This window comes from Paenibacillus nuruki, from assembly GCF_001721045.1.
GTDB classification, from domain to species: Bacteria; Bacillota; Bacilli; order Paenibacillales; family Paenibacillaceae; genus Saccharibacillus; species Saccharibacillus nuruki.
The window spans coordinates 125051-147514 of record NZ_MDER01000075.1; the positions used below are offsets into that span (position 1 = coordinate 125051).

The 22464-nt window shown below is 38.8% G+C and carries 23 protein-coding genes; 17 read left to right on the forward strand and 6 right to left on the reverse strand.

Annotated features, from left to right (window positions below; translation table 11 throughout):
- Window positions 1-76 precede the first annotated feature (76 nt).
- On the reverse strand, window positions 77-979 hold the full coding sequence (locus tag PTI45_RS19475; RefSeq protein ID WP_069329255.1) for a manganese catalase family protein: 903 nt from the start codon (window positions 977-979) through the stop codon (window positions 77-79).
- Between the two features lie 349 nt (window positions 980-1328).
- Here PTI45_RS19475 and PTI45_RS19480 point away from each other — a divergent pair, with 349 nt between their 5' ends.
- The 10 genes from PTI45_RS19480 (at window position 1329) to PTI45_RS19525 (ending at window position 11408) form a co-directional block, all read left to right on the forward strand.
- Window positions 1329-2264 carry a DNA-binding transcriptional repressor DeoR gene (locus PTI45_RS19480; protein WP_069329277.1) on the forward strand — a complete coding sequence of 312 codons (936 nt, stop codon included), beginning with the start codon at window positions 1329-1331 and terminating at the stop codon, window positions 2262-2264.
- Window positions 2265-2418: 154 nt separating this feature from the next.
- Window positions 2419-2877 carry a MarR family winged helix-turn-helix transcriptional regulator gene (locus PTI45_RS19485; RefSeq protein ID WP_083243624.1) on the forward strand — a complete coding sequence of 153 codons (459 nt, stop codon included), beginning with the start codon at window positions 2419-2421 and terminating at the stop codon, window positions 2875-2877.
- Between the two features lie 82 nt (window positions 2878-2959).
- Window positions 2960-4303 carry an MFS transporter gene (locus tag PTI45_RS19490; protein WP_069329279.1) on the forward strand — a complete coding sequence of 448 codons (1344 nt, stop codon included), beginning with the start codon at window positions 2960-2962 and terminating at the stop codon, window positions 4301-4303.
- Window positions 4304-4602: 299 nt separating this feature from the next.
- On the forward strand, window positions 4603-5268 hold the full coding sequence (deoC, locus tag PTI45_RS19495) for a deoxyribose-phosphate aldolase (protein ID WP_069329256.1): 666 nt from the start codon (window positions 4603-4605) through the stop codon (window positions 5266-5268).
- 167 nt (window positions 5269-5435) lie between these two features.
- A complete protein-coding gene (locus tag PTI45_RS19500; RefSeq protein WP_069329257.1) occupies window positions 5436-5843 on the forward strand; it encodes a cytidine deaminase in 408 nt (135 codons plus the stop codon).
- 154 nt (window positions 5844-5997) lie between these two features.
- Window positions 5998-7182, forward strand: a complete 1185-nt coding sequence (locus PTI45_RS19505) for a NupC/NupG family nucleoside CNT transporter (protein WP_069329258.1) — start codon at window positions 5998-6000, stop codon at window positions 7180-7182.
- Window positions 7183-7423: 241 nt separating this feature from the next.
- Window positions 7424-8605: a phosphopentomutase gene (gene deoB, locus PTI45_RS19510; RefSeq protein ID WP_069329259.1), complete on the forward strand. Its 1182-nt coding sequence runs from the start codon at window positions 7424-7426 to the stop codon at window positions 8603-8605.
- Window positions 8606-8910: 305 nt separating this feature from the next.
- Window positions 8911-9624, forward strand: coding sequence for a purine-nucleoside phosphorylase (gene deoD / locus PTI45_RS19515; protein WP_069329260.1), 714 nt, complete (start codon window positions 8911-8913; stop codon window positions 9622-9624).
- 24 nt (window positions 9625-9648) lie between these two features.
- Window positions 9649-10950, forward strand: coding sequence for a pyrimidine-nucleoside phosphorylase (locus PTI45_RS19520; protein ID WP_069329261.1), 1302 nt, complete (start codon window positions 9649-9651; stop codon window positions 10948-10950).
- A 275-nt stretch (window positions 10951-11225) separates the two neighbouring features.
- Entirely contained in the window at window positions 11226-11408 is a 183-nt protein-coding gene (locus PTI45_RS19525; RefSeq protein WP_069329262.1) for an aspartyl-phosphate phosphatase Spo0E family protein, read from the forward strand.
- A gap of 2 nt (window positions 11409-11410) precedes the next feature.
- Here the strand turns inward: PTI45_RS19525 and PTI45_RS19530 are convergent, their stop codons facing one another.
- On the reverse strand, window positions 11411-11644 hold the full coding sequence (locus PTI45_RS19530) for a hypothetical protein (RefSeq protein WP_069329263.1): 234 nt from the start codon (window positions 11642-11644) through the stop codon (window positions 11411-11413).
- Between the two features lie 363 nt (window positions 11645-12007).
- Between PTI45_RS19530 and PTI45_RS19535 the strand changes: the two genes are divergently transcribed.
- Window positions 12008-12625 (forward strand): hypothetical protein, encoded by a 618-nt coding sequence (locus PTI45_RS19535; RefSeq protein ID WP_069329264.1) that lies wholly within the window; start codon window positions 12008-12010, stop codon window positions 12623-12625.
- 130 nt (window positions 12626-12755) lie between these two features.
- Here PTI45_RS19535 and PTI45_RS19540 read toward each other — a convergent pair whose 3' ends face one another.
- Window positions 12756-13457, reverse strand: a complete 702-nt coding sequence (locus PTI45_RS19540) for an MgtC/SapB family protein (RefSeq protein ID WP_069329265.1) — start codon at window positions 13455-13457, stop codon at window positions 12756-12758.
- Between the two features lie 285 nt (window positions 13458-13742).
- Here PTI45_RS19540 and PTI45_RS19545 point away from each other — a divergent pair, with 285 nt between their 5' ends.
- From PTI45_RS19545 to PTI45_RS19565, 5 genes are all read left to right on the forward strand, one after another.
- Window positions 13743-14594, forward strand: a complete 852-nt coding sequence (locus PTI45_RS19545) for an amino acid ABC transporter substrate-binding protein (protein ID WP_069329266.1) — start codon at window positions 13743-13745, stop codon at window positions 14592-14594.
- A 135-nt stretch (window positions 14595-14729) separates the two neighbouring features.
- Window positions 14730-15398 carry an amino acid ABC transporter permease gene (locus tag PTI45_RS19550; RefSeq protein ID WP_069329267.1) on the forward strand — a complete coding sequence of 223 codons (669 nt, stop codon included), beginning with the start codon at window positions 14730-14732 and terminating at the stop codon, window positions 15396-15398.
- 50 nt (window positions 15399-15448) lie between these two features.
- Complete coding sequence (locus PTI45_RS19555; protein WP_069329280.1) at window positions 15449-16201, forward strand: amino acid ABC transporter ATP-binding protein; 753 nt, start codon at window positions 15449-15451, stop codon at window positions 16199-16201.
- 138 nt (window positions 16202-16339) lie between these two features.
- Window positions 16340-17077 carry an MORN repeat-containing protein gene (locus PTI45_RS19560; protein ID WP_069329268.1) on the forward strand — a complete coding sequence of 246 codons (738 nt, stop codon included), beginning with the start codon at window positions 16340-16342 and terminating at the stop codon, window positions 17075-17077.
- Between the two features lie 339 nt (window positions 17078-17416).
- Window positions 17417-18436, forward strand: coding sequence for a Gfo/Idh/MocA family protein (locus tag PTI45_RS19565; RefSeq protein WP_069329269.1), 1020 nt, complete (start codon window positions 17417-17419; stop codon window positions 18434-18436).
- 105 nt (window positions 18437-18541) lie between these two features.
- Here PTI45_RS19565 and dctA read toward each other — a convergent pair whose 3' ends face one another.
- Window positions 18542-19909, reverse strand: a complete 1368-nt coding sequence (dctA, locus tag PTI45_RS19570; RefSeq protein WP_083243625.1) for a C4-dicarboxylate transporter DctA — start codon at window positions 19907-19909, stop codon at window positions 18542-18544.
- Window positions 19910-20225: 316 nt separating this feature from the next.
- Between dctA and PTI45_RS19575 the strand changes: the two genes are divergently transcribed.
- Window positions 20226-20459 (forward strand): hypothetical protein, encoded by a 234-nt coding sequence (locus PTI45_RS19575; RefSeq protein WP_069329270.1) that lies wholly within the window; start codon window positions 20226-20228, stop codon window positions 20457-20459.
- On the opposite strand, the gene PTI45_RS19580 is transcribed toward PTI45_RS19575, so the two are convergent.
- Both PTI45_RS19580 and PTI45_RS19590 read right to left on the reverse strand, forming a co-directional pair.
- Complete coding sequence (locus tag PTI45_RS19580) at window positions 20427-21734, reverse strand: MFS transporter (protein WP_069329271.1); 1308 nt, start codon at window positions 21732-21734, stop codon at window positions 20427-20429. The two genes, PTI45_RS19575 and PTI45_RS19580, sit on opposite strands and share 33 nt — an antisense overlap.
- A 165-nt stretch (window positions 21735-21899) precedes the next feature.
- Window positions 21900-22223, reverse strand: a complete 324-nt coding sequence (locus tag PTI45_RS19590; protein WP_069329273.1) for a DUF3817 domain-containing protein — start codon at window positions 22221-22223, stop codon at window positions 21900-21902.
- Window positions 22224-22464: the final 241 nt, after the last annotated feature.

Below are 22464 nucleotides of genomic sequence, written 5' to 3' on the forward strand. Positions count from 1 at the left end.
TAAAAATAATGAGTTAAATAGGGTAAATGTGCATTTGAAATTATGTAAAAAAAGGCTGGAAACCAGCCTTTTTGCTTTAGTCTGTAATATTACCAGCCATTTTGAGACGCTTAGCAATTTCTTTGAAATCTTCTTGTGAAATTCCTGGAGCGAACTCTTCATCTAACTCAGGATACTCAGGAACAGGGACACCTTGAGGGAATCCGTGAATCACTTCAAGTGGCAATCCATCCTCTGGATGAGTACCTTTCCAGATTTGGTCGATCGCTTTGAAATCATCTGTACTATGAGTATAAAGACGAGTATGAACACCTTTTTCCTCGTATTTGCGTGACTCATTAAATGCTTTGTTGCTTAGTGAAGGCACCGGTACAAGTTTGGTTACATTTACGCCTGTAGCAATTTCTAATGCTTTTGCATAAGCGACAACGTGTACGCCACCACGAACAAGAAGGAAACCAACCACTTCACGTGCAGCTGGGTGATCTGTTGTCTCATAGACTTTCATTTTATGTGTTCTTGCGCCGCACTCTAAGAAGAAGTTATGCAACAAATCTTCTACAAGATTACCGCTATTAAATACATTATCACCTGTCCAAGGACGACCCATAGAGTCACGAGGCATAGCACCTTGTGCACCTGCTAGATGATGATAACTCAAGCGAACATCTTTAAGCGGATCAAGTGGAGTCGAATCAGGTTCACCTGGCAAGCTAGAACCTGCAAGAATTTTATTGATACCGTGTGCAACCAATTCCACATGACCTAATTCTTCAGCTGTAATACTAGTAACTAGATCGTAGAAAGGTTTTAATTTAGATTTTCCACGGAAGTTAAAAGATTGATAGAGGTAGTTGTTCAAAGTCGACATTTCCCCGAATTTACCACCAAGTAATTCTTGCACAGCTGCTGCTGCATTAGGATCAGGCTTTTTGACATCCGGAATTTCAATCATGATTTGGTCAAGACGTGTGAACATTATCATACCTCCAGTATTTTTGTATTCTTGAAGCCCTTATCAAAATTAGTCAATATTGGTGTTTAACCCATATTGCCAAAACAAAGGCTCTCTTATTCCATACCCTATATTATTGAAAACAAACGGCTATTTTATCTGCAAAAAGGAGATATAATCTGTTACTAGAAAGTCACTTTTTTCGAAAAGGTAGATACAAATCTGTTAACAACTGTAAAACGATATGATTTCACATGAATAGTGATCCTTGAAATATATTTTTAAAAAATGTATAAAAAATGTATAATATGTGAAATGAGATGGTTTGAACTGTTCAGCTAGATTCTGATAGAGATGTGGGATGATAAAAGCCGTGGATAATGACAAACAACGTTTGAGTATAGAGACAGCAAGATTGTACTACCTTTCTGATCATAGCCAACAAGAAATAGCGACCAAGCTAGGCGTTTCTAGACCGACTGTATCTCGCTTGCTACAGTATGCCAAAGAAAAAGGGTATGTGCGGATAGATATTGTAGATCCTCTCGAAGATCTGGATGCACTTGGAGAACAATTAAAAAAACGTTATGGATTAGATACGGTACATGTTTGTTATTCACCGATCAATGAGTATAAAGAAATCCAAAAGCATATCAGCAAGCGTGCCGCCGATTATTTGCATGAGACGGTTAAAGATAGTGATATTATTGGAGTCACCTGGGGAACTACGATGTATGCTGTTGCAGAACATTTAGAGCAGAAGCAAGTACGCGGAGTTGAAGTTGTACAACTCAAAGGCGGAGTAAGTCACTCGCATGTGAACACCTATGCGGCTGAAACGGTTAACCTTTTTGCAGAAGCGTATCACACGATTGCTCGCTATTTGCCGTTACCTGTTATTTTCGACAGTATTGAACTTAAAAAAATGGTAGATGAAGATCGTCATATTCAGCGTATTATTGAACTGGGTAGACAAGCTAATATTGCTGTTTTCACCGTAGGAACTGTAAAAGAAGATGCTCTTTTGTTCAGACTGGGTTATTTTAACGAAGAAGAACAGCGATTGTTACAACAAACAGGAGCTGGCGATATCTGCTCACGCTTTTTTGATAAACAGGGTAATATCTGTAGCCCGGCTATCAATGATCGCACGGTAGGCATCGATCTGGTTGATTTACGGAAAAAAGAAAAATCGATTTTGGTCGCTGGTGGACAACGTAAAATCGAAGCGATTGAAGCTGCTCTAGTTGGCAAATACGCTAATATTTTGGTGACCGATCAATTTACAGCTCAAGCTTTATTAACATAAATATCAAAAAGTGATTTGCCTTATAAAACAGCCCTCTACATGATCCAGTAGAAGGTTGTTTTTTTGTATATCTAATTCATAAGCTTGTATTGACAATAGTTTTGTTTTGAAATAAAATTAGTTCGAATTCGAACTAAAGAAAGAGGGGAATGTATTGAGTCAGAGTGATATAGATAGATACAAGCAACAGGCAAAAGATGCTTTATCTAGTCCGACTCCTTTAATCAAAAAAACATATTTAACGATCAAGCGTCAGATCGAGCAGTCGTTACGATCTTTAAATATAACTTCTCAGCAAAGTCAGGCATTGCACGAAATAGCGATTCAACCCGGGATTACCAATCATGAGTTAGAACATCAACTGCTTATTGAGAAATCAAGCGTGACTAGCTTAATGAATGGTATAGAAAAAAGAGGTTGGATTATACGTAATGCTCATCCTGATGATGCTCGTATGAAGCAAAATACATTAACTACAGCAGGCGAGCAAAAGTATATTCAAGCTCAGCAAGCTGTTAATGAAGTCAAAAGCCGTTCGACACACACATTTACAGCTGAAGAATTAGAACATCTCAAACAGCTGTTAAACAAATTAATTCATGTTTATCAATAAAATAGCAACGGTATACGTAGAGAGGATGACAGCATAAGTGGCAACAGAAACAGAAAGAGTCTATCCCAATGGTGAGAAATTAATGCGTGTACTTGCATTTACATTAGTATTCTCGGTAATGAATGCTTCGATGTTCAATGTAGTAATGCCTACGATTAGTAAAGAGTTCAATATTGGAGCCGCCGATGTGACATGGTTATTAACCGGTTATATGATTGTTTATGCAGTAGGTTCTGTCGTATACGGCAAGCTTGCCGATAAATACCGACTCAAAGATTTATTGACGTTCGGTCTGATCTTTTTTGCTTTAGGTTCTGTCGTTGGCTTAGCAGCGACTGAATTTTGGATGATGGTTGTAGGGCGTGTTCTACAAGCCGCCGGAGCTGCGGTTATCCCAGCAACCGCTATGATTGTGCCTGTTCGTTATTTTTCACCTGAAAAAAGGGGACGTGCTCTCGGTACAACAGCGATTGGATTATCATTAGGAACCGCTATTGCACCCATCGTTGCAGGTCTGATTACGAGCTTTGGAAGCTGGAGATTTTTATTTTTACTATCGTTATTTCCTTTAATCGCTTTACCATTTTTCCGTAAATATCTAGATGATTATCGGGGAGAAGCGCAGAAGATCGACTGGATCGGTGGCATCTTGCTAGGTGGAACTGTAGCGATGTTACTATTAGCGATCTCACAAGGGCAGTGGATGTACGCTATAATTGGCGCCATCTTATTGATTTTATTTATTGTTCGGATACGTACAGCGGCAGAGCCTTTTATTCAGCCCAAATTATTCAGCAATAAACAGTATTCTTTTGGATTGTTGATTGCATTTTTGGCAACAGGACTTAGCTTTGGACTACCTTATGTCACTCCACAATTTTTAAGTGGATTGAATGGACTATCTCCAGCACTGATTGGACTAATTATGTTCCCGGCTGCGATTTGTTCTGCTTTTCTAGGTCGTCAGGGCGGTAAGTTAGCTGATCGCAAAGGCAACCCATTATTAGTCTATATTGCAACGACATTAATCTTTATTTGTTTTATCACGTTATCGACTTTGGTTGGGGTGTCCCCTTATGTGGTGATGTTTATTCTTATTTTTGGTAATGTGGGTCAGACGTTTATGCAGATTGCGATGTCTAACACGATTTCACGTACATTGACCAAAGATCAAGTAGGGGTAGGCATGGGGTTATTCTCTTTGCTTAACTTTATAGCTGGAGCGATGGCAACCAGTATTATTGGTAAAATGATCGAAGCGAATCATGGTTCAGTTCATTTCAATCCAGTAGCAGTGTATGCAGATGGATATGTATTTAGCAATATCTTTTCGGTACAAGCCTTGTTAGCGATTGTGATTATCGTACTTTATTATGCTCAATCGAAAATGACAGGCAAATCCTCTTCACTACCACGCAAAGCATAATGTAACGAGACTTCAGGAGATCAATGACCTGAAGTCTTTTTTTATTCCACTATGCAATCGGTTACTTATAAATAGCTTTTGAAAATGAAAGTTATTTTAGTACATGACATCTCAAGTAACATAGTGTTAAAATAGGAACAGCCTGCACAAAAAATAAAGCTGTGCTGTAAGCCTTTGATTTGTCGTGAACATAATTTCAAAAACTGTTTTACATATGTTCAACATGGTGTTATGATGTGGATGTAAGAGCTGAACAGTTATTTGTCAAACAAACCATTCACTCAAAGGAGATTAACAATATGAATTTAGCCAAATTGATCGACCATACGTTATTGAAAGCGGATGCTACACAAGCAGAAGTGACTAAATTGACAGAAGAAGCTAGAAAATATGAGTTCGCATCTGTATGCGTTAACCCAACATGGGTAGCTTATTGCGCAGAACAATTAAAAGGTAGCCCTGTCAAAGTATGTACGGTTATCGGATTCCCTTTAGGAGCAACAACTCCAGAAGTGAAAGCTTTTGAAGCAAGCAATGCGATTGCAAACGGTGCTACAGAAGTAGACATGGTTATCAACATCGGTGCTTTGAAAGATGGTAATAACGAGCTAGTGCAACGTGATATCCAAGCCGTAGTTGATGCTGCTAAAGGTAAAGCTTTAGTTAAAGTTATTATCGAAACTTGCCTACTTACAGACGAAGAAAAAGTTCGCGCTTCTGAATTGTCTGTCAAAGCTGGAGCAGATTTTGTTAAAACATCAACTGGTTTCTCTACAGGTGGAGCAACACCAGCAGACGTAGCTTTGATGCGCAAAACGGTAGGACCTGATGTTGGTGTTAAAGCATCTGGTGGCGTACGTAATCTTCAAGATTTAAACAACATGGTTGAAGCAGGTGCAACACGCATCGGTGCAAGCTCTGGCGTCAAAATCGTTGAAGGCGAAGAAGGAACTTCTTCTTACTAGCATTTGGCACTATAAATGCGACTTCTTTTAGTAAGATCAAAAGTGATTTTTGCAAAGCAAAATATCTTACCTAAGCATTTGGCATCATAAATGCGACTTCTTTTAGTAAGATCAAAAGTGATTTTTGCAAAGCAAAATATCTTATCCGTTAGAGGAGAGACCTATCCATGAAAGATCAATTGATTCAAGCAGCAATAGAAGCACGTAAAAATGCATATGTACCTTATTCCAAGTTTCAAGTAGGCGCTGCACTGCTCGCAGACGGTAAAGTCTACGGGGGATGTAACGTGGAAAATGCTTCTTATGGCCTTACCAATTGTGCAGAACGTACAGCTATTTTCAAAGCTGCATCTGAAGGTCAACGCAAGATCGAAGCGATTGCGATCGTTGCGGATACTGAAGGTCCGGTCTCTCCTTGTGGTGCTTGTCGTCAAGTCATTGCTGAATTTAGTGATGAAAATACGAAAGTATACCTGACTAACCTTAAAGGTGATGTTACCGAGTGGACAATAGCTCAAATGTTACCAGGATTTTTCCAAGCGCATGACATGGATCATAGTCAGCCAGCAGAATAATCCAAAAAAAGAATGTATCCGCAAGGATTTGTTCTTTTTTACGAATAATGTAAGCGCTTAATGTATAATTTCTGATTATTTCAATTTGTTTCAAAAGATTTTAAATACGTGGTTATGATTATGAAGCAGAGTGCAGAATGGGAGCTAATTATTTATGAGTTATATTATCGCAATTTTGGGTATTCTTTTGGTGTTTGGATTAGCTTATTTGGGAAGTAATAATAGAAAAGGTATTCGTTATCGTCCATTATTTGTCATGGTTGTACTGCAAGCGATTTTAGCATTCGTGCTCCTTAATACAGTCGTTGGTACATGGGTAATCGGAGGATTTGCAACTGTCTTTACACATTTATTAGCATATGCTGGTGAAGGTATTAGTTTTGTATTTGGTGGATTTGTCTTTGCAGAAGGTTCTACACCATTTTTCTTAAGTGTTCTTATGCCTATCGTATTTATTTCAGCATTGATCGGTATTCTGCAATACTTCAAAATTCTACCGTTTATTATTAAGTACATTGGTCTTGTGCTCAGTAAAGTAAATGGTATGGGTAGACTAGAGTCGTATAATGCTGTAGCATCTGCGATCCTAGGTCAATCAGAAGTATTTATCTCTGTTAAAAAACAAATCGGTGCGCTTCCTAAACACCGTCTGTATACGCTTTGTGCATCAGCCATGTCTACGGTATCGATGTCTATCGTAGGTGCATATATGACGATGTTGAAACCTGAATATGTTGTGACTGCATTAGTGCTTAACTTATTCGGTGGCTTTATTATCGCTTCCATTATCAATCCTTATGTTGTTACAAAAGAAGAAGATATTCTAGAAGTACAAGAAGAAGAGAAACAGTCATTCTTCGAAATGCTGGGCGAATATATTTTAGACGGATTCAAAGTTGCTATTATTGTAGCAGCAATGTTGATTGGTTTCGTAGCATTGATCGGTATGATCAACGGTCTATTCGGATTAATCTTCGGTATTACGTTCCAACAAATCTTAGGTTATATCTTCTCACCATTTGCATTCATGATGGGTGTACCTTGGAGTGAAGCTGTAACAGCTGGTAGTATTATGGCAACGAAACTGGTATCCAATGAGTTTGTAGCGATGCTAGATCTAGTGAAACACACAGAACTTAGCTCACGTACACTAGGTATCGTATCTGTATTCTTAGTATCATTCGCTAACTTCTCTTCAATCGGTATTATTGCTGGTGCGGTTAAAGGTCTACACGAGAAACAAGGTAATGTTGTAGCTCGTTTTGGACTGAAACTATTATATGGTGCTACACTAGTAAGTGTGCTTTCTGCTACAATTACAGGTCTGTTCTTAAAATAAAAGATCACTTGAGTATATGACAACCTATGAATATGAATCGTGATCGCAGATTTAGAATTCATAAATGACCGCAGAATTCCTTACCTACTTTTCAAAAAGCAGATATAGGTATAACATAGAGCATTTGGTACACTATTGTTGCATAAGCATGATAGCAACCAAATGCTCTACTGCGCATTTTGGACAGAGTAGGGTATATGAGCACTGTAGACATTTTGAAAAGTTGAAAGGGGTAATACAAATGAGCGAATTTAAACGTATTCATCTAGTAGTTATGGATTCAGTAGGTATTGGTGAAGCACCAGATGCAGCTGAATTTGGAGATGTTGATGTAGATACATTCGGACATATTGCACGCGAAAATGGTGGACTTAACATGCCACATATGGCAAGTCTAGGATTATCGAATATCAGTGAGATTCAAGGCGTACCTGTAGCAGATCAACCACTTGCTTATTACACTAAAATGCAAGAAGCATCCCGTGGTAAAGATACAATGACAGGACACTGGGAGATCATGGGATTATATATTGATACACCGTTCCGTGTATTTCCAGATGGATTCCCGGATGAATTGATTGAGCGGATCGAAGAAAAAACAGGACGTAAAGTCATTGGTAACAAACCGGCAAGTGGAACAGAAATTATGGATGAGCTAGGCGAAGAGCATGTGAAAACAGGCGCACTTATCATCTACACTTCTGCAGATTCCGTATTGCAGATTGCGGCACATGAAGATGTCGTTCCTTTGAAAGAATTGTATGAAATCTGTGAATTCTGTCGTGAGATTACACTGGAAGATCCGTACATGTTAGGACGCATTATCGCTCGTCCATTTATCGGGGAAGTCGGTAATTTCCAACGTACATCCAACCGTCATGATTATGCACTCAAACCGTTCAAACCGACGACAATGAACGCTTTGCAAGATGCAGGTCTAGACGTGATTGCTATCGGCAAAATTGCTGATATCTACGATGGCGAAGGTGTAACAGAATCGATTCGTACCAAGTCTAATATGGACGGTATGGATCAACTGGTCAACGTACTAGCGAAGCCTTTCCACGGTCTAAGCTTCTTGAATCTGGTTGACTTTGATGCTCTATTCGGACACCGCCGCGATCCTAAAGGATATGCTGACGCACTGGAAGAATACGATGCTCGCTTACCAGAAGTATTTGCAGGTATGGAAGAAGACGATCTATTGATCATCACAGCAGATCATGGTAACGATCCAACCTACACAGGTACAGATCATACTCGTGAATATGTACCATTACTTGTCTATTCCAAACGTTTTGCAAATGGTGGTAAAGAATTGCCATTACGCACAACATTCTCAGACATCGCTGCCACTGTAGCCGAAAACTTCGGTGTAACAAGCCCAGAATACGGCACAAGCTTCCTGTCTGATCTTAAGTAATATTCAAAACACGGATCAGAGTTGTAAATAAGCTCAATGTTAAATATTCTAATTTGTTGTTTCCCCGGTCAAGCGAGTCCCCAGCGCCGACCACCCATCTTTATGTTTTTGTGATATTGTTGCATCCGCACAGAGCGAAGGCTAACGGATTGGAGTGTAGCCTCTCCTCGTAAGGATAGATATCAACTGCATCAGCAGTCTTTCAAGATATCTATCCTTACCAGAGAGCGGAACCCAATCCGTTAGCCGTAGCGGTACAACCAAGCAAATCAAACCTAAACACATACTTTGGAGGTTTTTATAAAATGAGCGTTCATATTGAAGCAAAAGCTGGCGAAATCGCTGAAACGATTCTTTTACCAGGCGATCCATTACGTGCTAAATACATTGCAGATACGTATCTTGAAGATGTAGTCTGCTACAACCAAGTACGCGGTATGCTTGGATTTACAGGAACATACAAAGGTAACCGTATCTCTGTACAAGGTACAGGTATGGGATTGCCTTCGATCAGCATTTACGTGAATGAATTGATCAGCGAATACGGCGTCAAAAACTTGATCCGTGTGGGTACATGTGGTGGTATGCAAGAAAATGTACGTGTTCGTGACGTGATTTTGGCACAAGCATGTTGTACAGATTCCAGTATGAACCGTCATATTTTCGGCGGATACGATTTCTCACCTGTAGCAAGTTTCCCTTTACTCAAAGCTGCTTATGATCGTGGCGTAGAAAAAGGTCTGAATTTGCATGTCGGTAACGTATTCAGTTCAGATTCATTCTACCGTGACGACAAAACCGTTACAGGATTATTAATGCAATACGGCGTACTAGGCGTTGAAATGGAAACAAGTGCATTGTACACATTAGCAGCGAAGTTTGGCGTAAACGCATTAACCATTTTAACAGTAAGTGATCACTTGCTAACAGGTGAAGAAACAACATCTGAAGAAAGACAATCTACATTTAACGAAATGATGGAAGTTGCTTTAGATGCAGCAATCTCTTTCCAAAAATAAAACGTACAAGGAGCTAGAATAATTATGAGAATGGTAGACCTTATTGAAAAAAAACGTGATGGTAAAGAACTAACAACCGAGGAAATCAACTTTATTATTAATGGCTACACACACGACGAAATTCCTGACTATCAAATGAGCGCATTCGCAATGGCGGTCTTCTTCAAAGACATGACAGAGCGCGAACGTGCAGACCTAACGATGGCTATGGTGAACTCTGGAGATACAATCGACCTATCCGCTATCGAAGGAGTTAAAGTCGACAAGCACTCCACAGGCGGTGTAGGCGATACCACAACATTGGTATTGGCTCCTCTTGTAGCAGCATTGGATATTCCAGTAGCTAAAATGTCCGGTCGTGGTCTGGGTCACACAGGTGGTACAGTCGATAAATTAGAAGCAGTAGAAGGTTTCCACGTAGAAATCACAAACGAAGAATTTATCAAATTAGTGAATGAAAACAAAATCGCTGTTATCGGACAAAGCGGTAACTTAACACCTGCTGACAAAAAGTTATACGGCTTGCGTGATGTAACAGCAACAGTAAACTCGATTCCATTGATCGCAAGTTCAATCATGAGTAAAAAAATCGCTGCTGGATCAGACGCTATCGTATTGGATGTTAAAACAGGTGCTGGCGCATTTATGAAAACAGCAGAAGATGCTAAAGAATTGGCTCATGCAATGGTAAGTATCGGTAACAATGTAGGACGCAAAACGATGGCTGTTATCTCAGATATGAGTCAACCGCTAGGTCTAGCAATCGGTAACTCTCTTGAAGTAAAAGAAGCAATCGATACACTAAAAGGTGAAGGTCCTGCTGATTTGGAAGAATTGTGCTTAGCACTTGGAAGCCAAATGGTATATCTTGCAGGTAAAGCAAGTTCACTAGAAGAAGCAAGAGAAAAATTGAAAGAAGTTATTGCTAACGGTAAAGCGTTGGAGAAATTCAAATTATTCCTTGCAAGCCAAGGTGGAGATGCTTCGGTTGTTGATCAACCAGAACGTTTGCCACAAGCGAAATTCTTGATCGAAGTTCCTGCGAAAGAAGATGGATTTGTAGCTGAATTGGTAGCGGATGAAATCGGTACAGCAGCAATGTTGTTAGGTGCTGGTCGTGCAACGAAAGAATCCGAAATCGATCTTGCTGTAGGCTTGATGTTGAACAAAAAAGTAGGCGACGCTGTTAAAGTGGGCGACTCTTTAGTAACAATTCATGCTAACCGTGAAAATGTAGACGATGTATTGAAAAAACTATACGAGAGTATTCGTATCGCAGATCATGCTGACGCTCCAACATTAGTATACGGAACAGTAACGGAGTAATAGAGATCCTTTTCCAATAGATTAAAATAGACAAACCCTCGACGATTGAACATTACGTTCACTCTGGTCGGGGGTTTTTCTGTTTTAAGGATATAGAGTTAATAGAAAATTCGATTATAATGTCGAATAAATTAGACTTGGGAACTATTCAAAAAATGGCTAAAATGGATCGATATATAGTATAGACTATCTATCCAAATTGAATATTCTGTATGCAATAAATATAAATCGTAATACATTTACTAGACATAAGAAGAAAGGAGTAGAGAGGTACATTGAATTTACACCAATGCCTACAGAAAATCGAGCAACAACGTCAAGAAATGCACCAATTGGCTGAAATGTACGGATTCTCAGATAACCGTGTTTTAGATAAATCCCAACAATTGGATGAGACCCTCAATGAATATAATCAATATGCTACCCTCTATAAACGAACACATATGAATATGTTATAACACTACATCAATAGTCCAATTGCTAAGATAGCTATACCACCTACAACAATAGCTCCAAAAGCAATATAGCCAAACCAACGTATTGGAGCAGGCATATCCGAGATATTTTCGATATTTCCAGTACGTGGCACGCCTAAAATCGTATGATTATGCTCGGTTACACTATTAAAAGAAGAATCTCTAGGTACTTCGATCATAGGCTGTTCTTCTGTAGACGAATGATGAGGTTGTGTCATAGCCTTGTCCTCCATGTTAATCAAATTGATTTAGGTTTATGTACAATAAAAATCTTAGCTGACTTCTACTCTAGGAATTAAGATCTTTTGGCAAATAACTTCGCAACCAACCAACGTATAGCGATTACAAAAGCAATCAATACAACCACAGATAAAATAAGCCCGTATACACCTACACCTTGTAACATAACATTCCCTCCTTTATATTAAATAATATACTAAAAATGAAATATATTTCAATTTCGCAGTATTTATACTATTTTGCGATAAAATAAGTTGATTTAATTGGAAAATAGCATAAGATAAAAGAAACGATATCTGAGAACGCTTACAACTGGTTAAACAAAAGAAAGTGGGTGTCCTATGGAAAATGTAGTGACCGTTATTTTTACAGATGAATGTAAGGCATACCGAGCTTTATCTACTCTTCGACATAGTCGTATTACCGAAGGATATGCTGTCTTGGAAGCCGCTATTGTAGCACGAGAAAAAGGCAAAGTGGTATTTTGGGATGGATTTGGTACACATGGATCACTGGCAGGTGAATGGACAACAGGTGGACTTTTGGGGTCAATGATTGGAATTTTTGCAGGTCCGTTAGGTGTATTGTTAGAACGCAGTATCGATTCGATGATTAGTATGCCATTTACTCATGAAGTAGCAGAACAAGAAATGGGATTGATCCAATCTACGTTGTATACGTTAGATGAGGGACAAATGGCTTTAATCAGTATTGTGCAAGAAAATAATGTAAGCGTATTCAATTATGTGTTGAGTCAATTGGGTTCTCAATTTGTCTGTCGACATGATGTGATCGATGTCGAAGCAGAAATAGATCAAGCCTATGAAGTAGAGCGTGAATTACAACGTGAAGCTCATCAACGTATGAATAATCAGCGTCATGAATATTTCAAAAATGGATCAGACGATGTACGGGATCGCATTCGTTCTCAATTTGAACAGTTAAAGCAGAACTTTTGATAAGCTGGCGACTTCAATACAGAATACAACAAAAGCATCTTGCTAGAAGAACTGAACGAGTCAATGGTTCAATCTCTTATTGTAGCAAGATGCTTTTTGGTATGTGTTCTTTATAAAAGAAAAAGCTAGTTTATTCATCTATTTTGACCATTTGTACATCCGGTAGGGATTGTAATAGAGGAACAAGGTCTTTTGGTTTGATAGTGGTATTCAATTGAATGGAAGCTTGTAACAGTAAATAGGAAGGAACGGACTCCTTAGCGTCAGGTAGCGATTTTTCGATTTCAGAATGTAAACTAAACACATGAATCTGGTGCTGATCCAACGCATCCAGAATCGATGGGATAGCTTGCTTATGATTTACGATCCGTACAGTTAGACGATGGGGCACACGAGTCGCTACAAGCGGCTTACGATGACGATGCATTGCAAATTGTACAACTACAATCAACAGGGTGACTCCGATCCCTAGCGTGTACATACCGGCTCCTATGCCCATCCCTACTCCAGCTGTTGCCCATATACCGGCAGCTGTCGTTAATCCTTTTACTTTTTGCTTATTCATAAAAATAGTGCCTGCTCCTAGAAAGCCCACTCCACTTACAATCTGTGAAGCTACCCTCGAAGGATCAAGGGATACATTGCTCCAATTTCCCATATCGGTAAATCCATATTTGGATATAATCATCATTAGAGAAGAACCGACTGCTACGATAAAATGAGTGCGAATCCCGGCTTCTTTTTGGCGACTACTCCGTTCATATCCGATAATGGCTCCAGCCAATCCTGCAATTAATACTCGCAAAATATGTTCTATTGTTATCCATATCATTCCTATAATTTCCTCCTTCACAAGATCATTATCCTAAAAAGTATATACCCCAATTGCAGAGAAATATGTTGCTTCACAGCGTATATACCATGTTCAAATAAAGCGATAAAGGGTAAGAATAATGATGGAATTATTTCAATTGCAATAAAACCAAGTAATTTTATCGGAAAAAGAGTTGACGTGTGACGAAAGACAGTGTACTATACAATTTGCAGTACGTTATTAATAAGTAGTGAATCACCAACGATAAGTGTGATCACCAACATCTGAGAGGGGTATTTTCAAATGAAAAAATGGGGTTCTTTTACACTGGTTATGATACTGACCATGCTTGTTCTTGCAGCATGTGGTAACAGTTCTAATACAGCAACGACAGGCAATACCGATACATCTGGAGCAACCAATACAGATACAGCTTCTTCTAGCAAAGTAGCCACATTGGAATCTGTAAAAGCTAGTGGTAAATTACGTATTGGTACAGAAGGAACATATGCACCATTTACGTTTCATGATGAAAGTGGTAAATTAACTGGTTTTGACGTAGATATTGCAACAGAAGTCAGTAAACGTCTGGGTGTAGAACCTGAATTTGTAGAAACACAATGGGATGGCATGATCGCAGGATTGGATGCTAAACGCTTTGATACTGTATTTAATGAAGTAGGAACAAGTGATCCAGAACGTAATGCTAAATATTTGTTCTCTACACCCTATATTACATCTAAAGCTGTATTGATTGTTGGACAAGATAATGCAGATCTCAAATCTTTTGCAGATTTAAAAGGTAAAAAATCTGCTCAATCATTAACCAGTAATTTTGGTAAAATAGCTACAGAAAATGGAGCGGAATTAGTATCTGTAGATGGATTCCCACAAGCAATCGAATTGTTAGCTTCTGGACGTGCAGATGCTACTGTTAATGATAATCTTTCTTTCTTAGATTTGAAAAAACAACAGCCTGAAGCACCGATTAAAGTAGTTGCTGAGCAAAGTGATGCTTCTCAAAGTGCAGGTCTTTTCAACAAAGGTAGCGAAGATTTGGTTCAAGCAGTAGATAAAGCGTTAAAAGATATGATGGATGATGGAACATATTTAAAAATCTCTGAAAAATATTTTGGAGAAGATGTGTCTAAATAAAAGTACCTTTGATCTAAAGTTATAATACAAACAGGAAACTACAAATATCTTGACGATTTTTATGTCGTCAAGATATTTCTGTGTTCAATGTAGGAATTAATAATAACTAAAAACTAATTGAAAGGAAGTCTAGATATGAGCGATCGCGAAATACAGATCATTATAGATTCGTTCTGGCCGTTACTTAGAGCAGGTTTGTTGTATACACTCCCACTTGCAATCAGCTCGTTTATTTTAGGACTTATACTTGCAGTTTTATCTGCTTTGGCACGTATATCTGGAGTTCCAATATTATCAGCTATTTCCCGCTTTTATGTATGGATCATAAGAGGAACTCCATTATTAGTTCAATTATTTATTATCTTCTATGGCTTACCATCAGTAGGTATTATTTTGCCAGAATTTATTGCAGCTTTGATCGGTTTCTCACTTAGTGTAGGAGCTTACGGTTCTGAAATTGTAAGAGCAGCAATTCAATCAATCAGTAAAGGTCAATGGGAAGCAGGATATTCTTTAGGGATGACACGTAGTCAAACGTTAAGACGTATTATTTTACCACAAGCATCACGAGTATCGGTTCCACCGCTTGCTAACTCTTTTATTGGATTGGTAAAAGATACTTCATTAGCAGCAAGTATTACTTATATTGAAATGTTCCGCAAATCGCAAGAAATTGTAGCAAGAACGTATGAACCCTTAGTATTATATATGGAAGCAGCAGTCATTTATTTAATATTCACTTCAATATTATCCTTTTTCCAAAACAAATTAGAAAAACGACTAGGTCGCTCGTCAGCGGACTAACTCATATATAAGAATCGCTATTGAAGAAATAAAGGAGAGATTAGCCGATGATGATCGAGATTCGTAATTTGCACAAGTCATTCGGTGCATTGGAAGTACTCAAAGGAATTGACGTAAGCTTAGACAAAGGAAAAGTGCTGGTTATTATCGGGCCGTCTGGTTCAGGTAAAACCACGCTACTTCGCTGTATGAATCTACTGGAGACTCCTGATCAAGGAACGATCAAGTTAAGTGATCGTTCGTTAGATTTTCAAAAAGGTCGTAAAGTGTCTAGCAAAGAAGTGACCGAACTTCGTAAACGGACAGGTATGGTTTTTCAATCGTATAATTTGTTTCCTCATAAAACCGTTATTGAGAACGTTATGGAAGCTCAGATTACGGTGCAGAAAAAAAGTAAAGAAGACGCTCGCAAATCCAGCCAAGAATTACTTGCCAAAGTAGGATTAGGCGACCGTGGTAATTCTTATCCACACCAATTATCCGGTGGACAGCAACAACGTGTTGGTATTGCACGTGCAATGGCGGTTGAACCTGATGTACTCCTTTTTGATGAGCCTACTTCTGCACTTGATCCTGAATTGGTTAGTGAAGTGCTCAAAGTCATTAAGCAATTAGCGATTGAAGGTAGAACAATGGTAATCGTAACGCATGAAATGAAATTTGCAGCTGATGTCGCTGACCATGTGCTTCTGATGGACGGTGGATACATTATAGAACAAGGACATCCCAAAGATGTACTCAATAACCCACAAAGTGATCGTGCGAAGCAGTTCCTTAATCGCTTAACAGGTGAAGACATCTAACAGATTAGATTATAAATGTTCTATTCAGGGTATAAAATAGCATAAAGGTAACTAGCTTGAGAAAGAAGAAAATCGTACAGACGAATATGTATGGTTTTCTTTTTTTCTATATTTAGAGACATATAAGGGGATGAAGGAATGAGAAAAATATTACATACATGCAAAACCGTCATATTAAGTACAGTATTGATCGCTACGTCTGTTGGGATATATGCACCGATGACTCATGCGGCTACCGAGAAAGAGTCACTTAAACTTTCAGCACGTGCTTCGTATTACGGACAAGTGGAAAATGGAAAGCCTAACGGAACAGGTACGATTCGCTGGGGAGATTCCAAATCATATGCAGGACAGTGGGTCGATGGGATACGGCAAGGTACAGGGAAATATGTAAATCAATATACGGTCAAAGGACGTACATTTGTCGTGACATACAAAGGCGAATGGAGCAAAGATCAGCGTAATGGTCTGGGCGAAGTCAGACAAACGATCAAAAATAAAGCAGGTAAAATAGAAGCGAATTTGATTCAGCAAGGTCAGTTTGAAAATGATGTATTTAAAAAAGGATATACTGTGACTCAAGCATTAGCAGATCCTGCCTTTAGCTTTAATTACAAAGACAGTGATCTATGGTTACAGATTTATGGAGATAACCAAAATATCTCGCAATACTGGGCAACTGGTAAATTCACGCAGATTCAATACCGGAAAGGAAAGATTGATAAAGAGTACTCTATCTTTCCAGAAGAAGATGCTGCTAAGCAATTAGCCAATCAAGCCAACTTGAAATATTTCAAAAAGATTCAACCACAAGTGTCTACGTATCTTAAAACATTCCAGACCCTTTCTATCAAAGTACCAGTTACTTCATCTTAAAATAGAGCCATTTATCGTTATCCAAAAAGTAGTTCAACACAGCCTCGGTAGAGATGACGTTGAACTACTTTTTTTGTGATTTGGACTCAAAAGGAACATTCTTTTAAAATAAATTTCGAGATTTTTTTGTCGAAATTCTGTTAATATTCGACCTACATTTAGAATGATTAATAAAAATATTTCTACATGTTGTATTCATAATGTATATTTTTTCTATAAATAATGAGCTAAAACTTCTAAAAAGGGTAATATGATAGATCGCAAAGGTGGATAATTTGAGCAGATTACTATAAGATAGCTGTGGAACACTTAACTTCATATTTCAGGAGGAATGTAACGATGACTAAAGTCAGAGTAGCAGTTATAGGTTGTGGAAGTATTGCGGAACGTCGCCATATTCCAGAGTATGCAGAACATCCGAATGTAGAATTGGTAGCGTTTGCTGATCCAATTATAGAACGTGCTGAAGGTTATGCGAAACGTTTCGATGCCAAAGCATATAGTGATTATAAAGAATTATTAGCAGCTGGTGGGTTCGATGCTGTAAGCGTGTGCACTCCGAATATTTTCCATGCTGAAATGTCGATTGCCGCTGCAAATGCAGGCGCACATGTACTGGTGGAGAAACCAATGGCTGTTTCTGAAGAAGAAGCACAAGCGATGATTGATGCAGCTAAAAAGAATAATGTGTATTTGATGGTTGGTCATAATCAACGTTTGATGCCACCACACGTCAAAGCCAAAGAAGTATTGCAAACAGGCAAATTGGGTCGTGTACTGACTTTCCGTACTGCTTTTAGCCATGGAGGTCCAGAATTCTGGAGTATTGATGGTAAAGAAAGCTGGTTCTTCCGTAAAAACGAAGCGATCATGGGTGCGATGGGTGATCTAGGCGTACATAAGTCTGATATGATTCGCTGGTTGCTAGATGACGAAGTGGTTGATGTGAGTGCATTTATCGGTACATTGGATAAAAAAGATACAGATGTCGATGATAATGCTATTTGCTTGCTTCGTATGAAGAGCGGTGCAATCGGTACATTAGTAGCGAGCTGGACAGCTTATCGTGGTGAAGATAACGGCACATACTTGTGGTGTGAGAACGGTATTATGAAAATCGGTACCGATCCTGATGATCAAGTGATTGTCGAACTTCGTGACGGTACAGTCGAGAAATATCGTGTAGGTGCTATTTCTACCAATGACAAGCAAGAAGTTAGCGGTGTAGTAGATGCCTTTATCGAATCTATCGTTACCAATACACCACCATCTATTTCAGGTGAAGAAGGCAAAAAATCACTATCTGTAATCTTATCTGCGTTCCAATCTCAAGCGGATAACAAAACTATTTCTTTATAAAATAAGCTACAAGTAGCTAAACAACAAAATAGTATTACCAAAAAGCTGTTACCTTCGTATCGAGGGTAGCAGCTTTTTGATATAGATGTGAGACTGGATTATTGATTATGTTTTATCGTATACCGTATAAGATTGAGCTAACGGATGACCAAGTGGAGAGTGGATCGTTTCTGTAGGTCTAGCAGGTTGGGATGTTGCAATCGACTCGTTTTCTTCTTCTGTCCATTCTCCTGCAAGTACAGCTTTCATTTTCTCTGTGTCCAACATACCCTCCCATTTGGCTACGACAAAAGCAGCTACACAATTGCCCATAAGATTGGTGAATACACGCATCGTATCCATAAATCGGTCAGCACCTAGCAATAGTGCTACAACAGCTACAGGAAACGCATTAAGTGCTGCGGCTGTAGCCGATAACGCTAGAAAAGCGGAACCCGGTACACCAGCCATTCCTTTTGAACTTAGCATCAACACAGCTAAAATAGTAATCTCTTGTCCTAAGGTCAGATCGATGCCTACCGCCTGTGCAAGAAACACGGTAGCTAGAGATAAATAGATCGAAGCACCATCTAGATTAAAAGAATATCCTGTCGGTACAACCAATCCGACCACTGCTTTATCACAGCCCGCTTTGTTTAGCTTTTCCATCATACGTGGCATAACAACTTCAGACGAAGCTGTACCAATCGCAAGCATAATTTCAGAACGAGTGTATTTGATAAATTGCAATAGATTCATACCTGTGATCCACCATGCCGCTAATCCCAGACAGATTAAGAATAAGATCGCAGCTAAGTAACAAGCAAGGATCAGCATTCCATAAGAAGTCAATGTTGCTACTCCATAGGCACCGACTGTATAAGCAATCGCACCGAATGCGCCAATGGGTGCTAATTTCATAATATAACCGACCACTTTAAAAATCAGCTCCATGATCTGATCGACCAGCGTCAGTACATTATGTTTTAATTGACTTTCACTAGCGGCAAGAGCAGTACCGAATAGACAAGCAAGCAGTAGCACTTGTAACAGTGCATTTTGCGCAAAAGCATCTACTGCACTGGTTGGAATAATATTGAGGATAAAGTCGACGGTATGTGGAAGTTCTGCGCCTCCTGTTTTGGCGGCTACAGCATTGGGATCAAGTGTACCGGCATTGATATTCATTCCCTCTCCCGGACGGAATACACGAGCAGCGACAAGACCTAACATGAGTGCCACCGTCGTAGCAAGCTCGAACCACAGGATAGCTTTGAGACCGATCCGACCGACTGCTTTGAGATCGCCTGCTTTGGCAATACCTGCGACAACAACGAAGAAGATCAAGGGTGCAATTAACATTTTAATTAATTTGATAAATCCGGTTCCAAGCGGTTGTAACTGCTCTCCAAAGTTAGGAAAGGCTATTCCTACACCAATACCGATCACAACAGCTACAATGATTTGAAAAAATAATGATTTAACAAAATTCATAATAAACCTCCTTGATATTCAAATGCTTAGTGACACTACATCCTCATGGGTTTGGAAAAGAATCATTTAGTCTATGTTGGTTGTATATTCTGTCTTTAACTTATGTAGCATTTTATAACATTTAGTCAAATTGGTTACTATAGATTTCGATCTTTTTTGTATATTTCACAATTCAAACGTTCAAATTATGATTTTTATACAAAAATAAGCGAATGATATGTTAAAATAAGTAACATATCATTCGCTTATTTATTTTGGGGCATTATGGTATAATATTGCAGTAACCTATTTTAATATTCAGGAGAGTGAATTTATTATGGCACGTACCCAGACTCAAAAAGCTATTCGTAAAGCAAAGCGTAGTGGCAGTTGGATTCCCGAATACAGTCGTAGAGCCAATGAAGATTATGCAGCCATCTCGCAACATACCCGTATGACATCTACCAAACAAGAACGATTACAAAAAGTAAAACACAAGAAGCATATCACACACGATGATGCTTCTTTTTTGTGTCTTTTAGTCAAATCGCCTGATCGCAGGTACGCATAACCCGATAATCACCAGCAACATCCCAATCCCCGAAAATAAACTAATCGTAATCAGTCCACCAATCTGATCGGCTAACCAACCAATAAGTAGAAATCCAATCGGTAAAAAAGCGAATGAACCGAACATATCCAGACTAGCCACACGTCCAAAACTTTCCACAGGTACTAACTCTTGCAGACTCGTTTCCCAGACTAGCGCAAACATCATCAAGCCGAATCCTTCCAAAGCCATAATCATCACCATACCGGGTGGCCATGTAATCACCGATAATAAGAATAGAGCGATTCCGCTTAACAATGCTCCGCCATATCCAATCCAACCGCGTTTGCGCCACTGTTTTCGACTTCCAAATAAGACTGCTCCAATAATAGCGCCGACACCAGCAGATGTCATAGCCAGTCCATAGACAACAGGATCTAAATGATGATGAATTTTGAAAAGCCATGGAATCAGAACACTGGTAATCCCTACATAGCAAATATTCAAGAGCGAGAAAATAACAATCGTAATCCACAACCACGGCTGTTTTTGCAAAATAACAAATCCTGCGGTGAACTCTTGCCACACCGATGTTTTCACTGGAGAATGTAGCGAATCGGTAGAAGAGGCTTGATCAATCGTCTGTTGCTTACGACGTTCTTGCTGACGTTTAGAGATAAAGTGCTTGCTAAGTAAAGTAAAACAAAGCAGTGAGAACAGATATGTAAGTGAATCCAGAGCAAATCCACTTCCAGGAGAAGCGACAGTCACCAGAATCCCGCCTAATGTCGGACCTAGTAGACGGACGAACTGAATACTAACTTGGGTTAGAGCATTCGCCGCATTTCGAATATCAGGTGTAAATATTTCAGCACGTAAAGCAGAATAGGCAGGTTGGAATATACCTTCCATTAATCCATATAGAGCAAGTCCTACATATAAGACAGGTAAAGACAATTGATCTGTAAAAATCAAAATTGCACCACTCAGCATTAACACAAATCGGACGCTATTGGTTAGTAAAATCAAGCGTACCCGATCGGTATGATCTACAATCCAACCGGAGATCGGCAAAATAATCACAATCGGCAACATATAGATCGTCATCGCTAGCCCCATAATGGTTGAAGAACCGGTTAACGTGTAGACAAGAATAGGCAAAATAATCATCGTAACTGAACTACCCAGCATCGCTATTAATTGACCTAACCACAGATATGTAAATGCTTTGGACTGACGTACAGGGGAGAGAAAACGTCGTATAACAGATTCTTGCTGTTCTTGCTCGAGGGGCATGTTCGATTTCTCCTTTTGGCTCATATTATCTTTTTATTCAAGTGTATTCGTTCTTCTCTATACAATACTATACAAAAAAGACAATTCTCTAAAAGAATTGTCTGATCCAAAACCATATAAACGATCTCATATATGTATGATCATTGATGATGATCTTCTAATGCATTATGAAATTTGAGTCTGTTCTACAGCATCACGTTGATGTTGACGGTGCAAGTAGCGATCAAATACAAAAGGTCCGAACGGAAGAATAGAAGCGACCAATCCTAAAATAGCTTGTTTAAACGATATTTTACGCAAAATCAAAGTCAATCCAATCGCCGCTACATAAGCTACAAACAATACCCCGTGAATCATCCCTACATAAGTCACCGCAAGAGGCATATTAGCAAAATACTTAAGAGGCATTGCGATCAGTACGAGAGCAAGATAAGATACCGCTTCCACGTTACCAATCACTCGTAACATACTTAGAGCATTTTTGATCATAAAGTATATTCTCCTTTATTCCAATTTTAATAATTCAAATATAACGTAAATGTTCTGTTAAAAGCACAATCAAAAGTTACAAAATATTGAAAGTACACTTTAATAAGAGATTATATACATAATAAATATTTATGATAACTTAGCTAACAATAATTAAATCTAAAAAATAGCGATTTCTTTCTATTTAACTATGAATAAGTAGATCCTATTGAATAAGAATACATATCTTTTAGCTTGATAA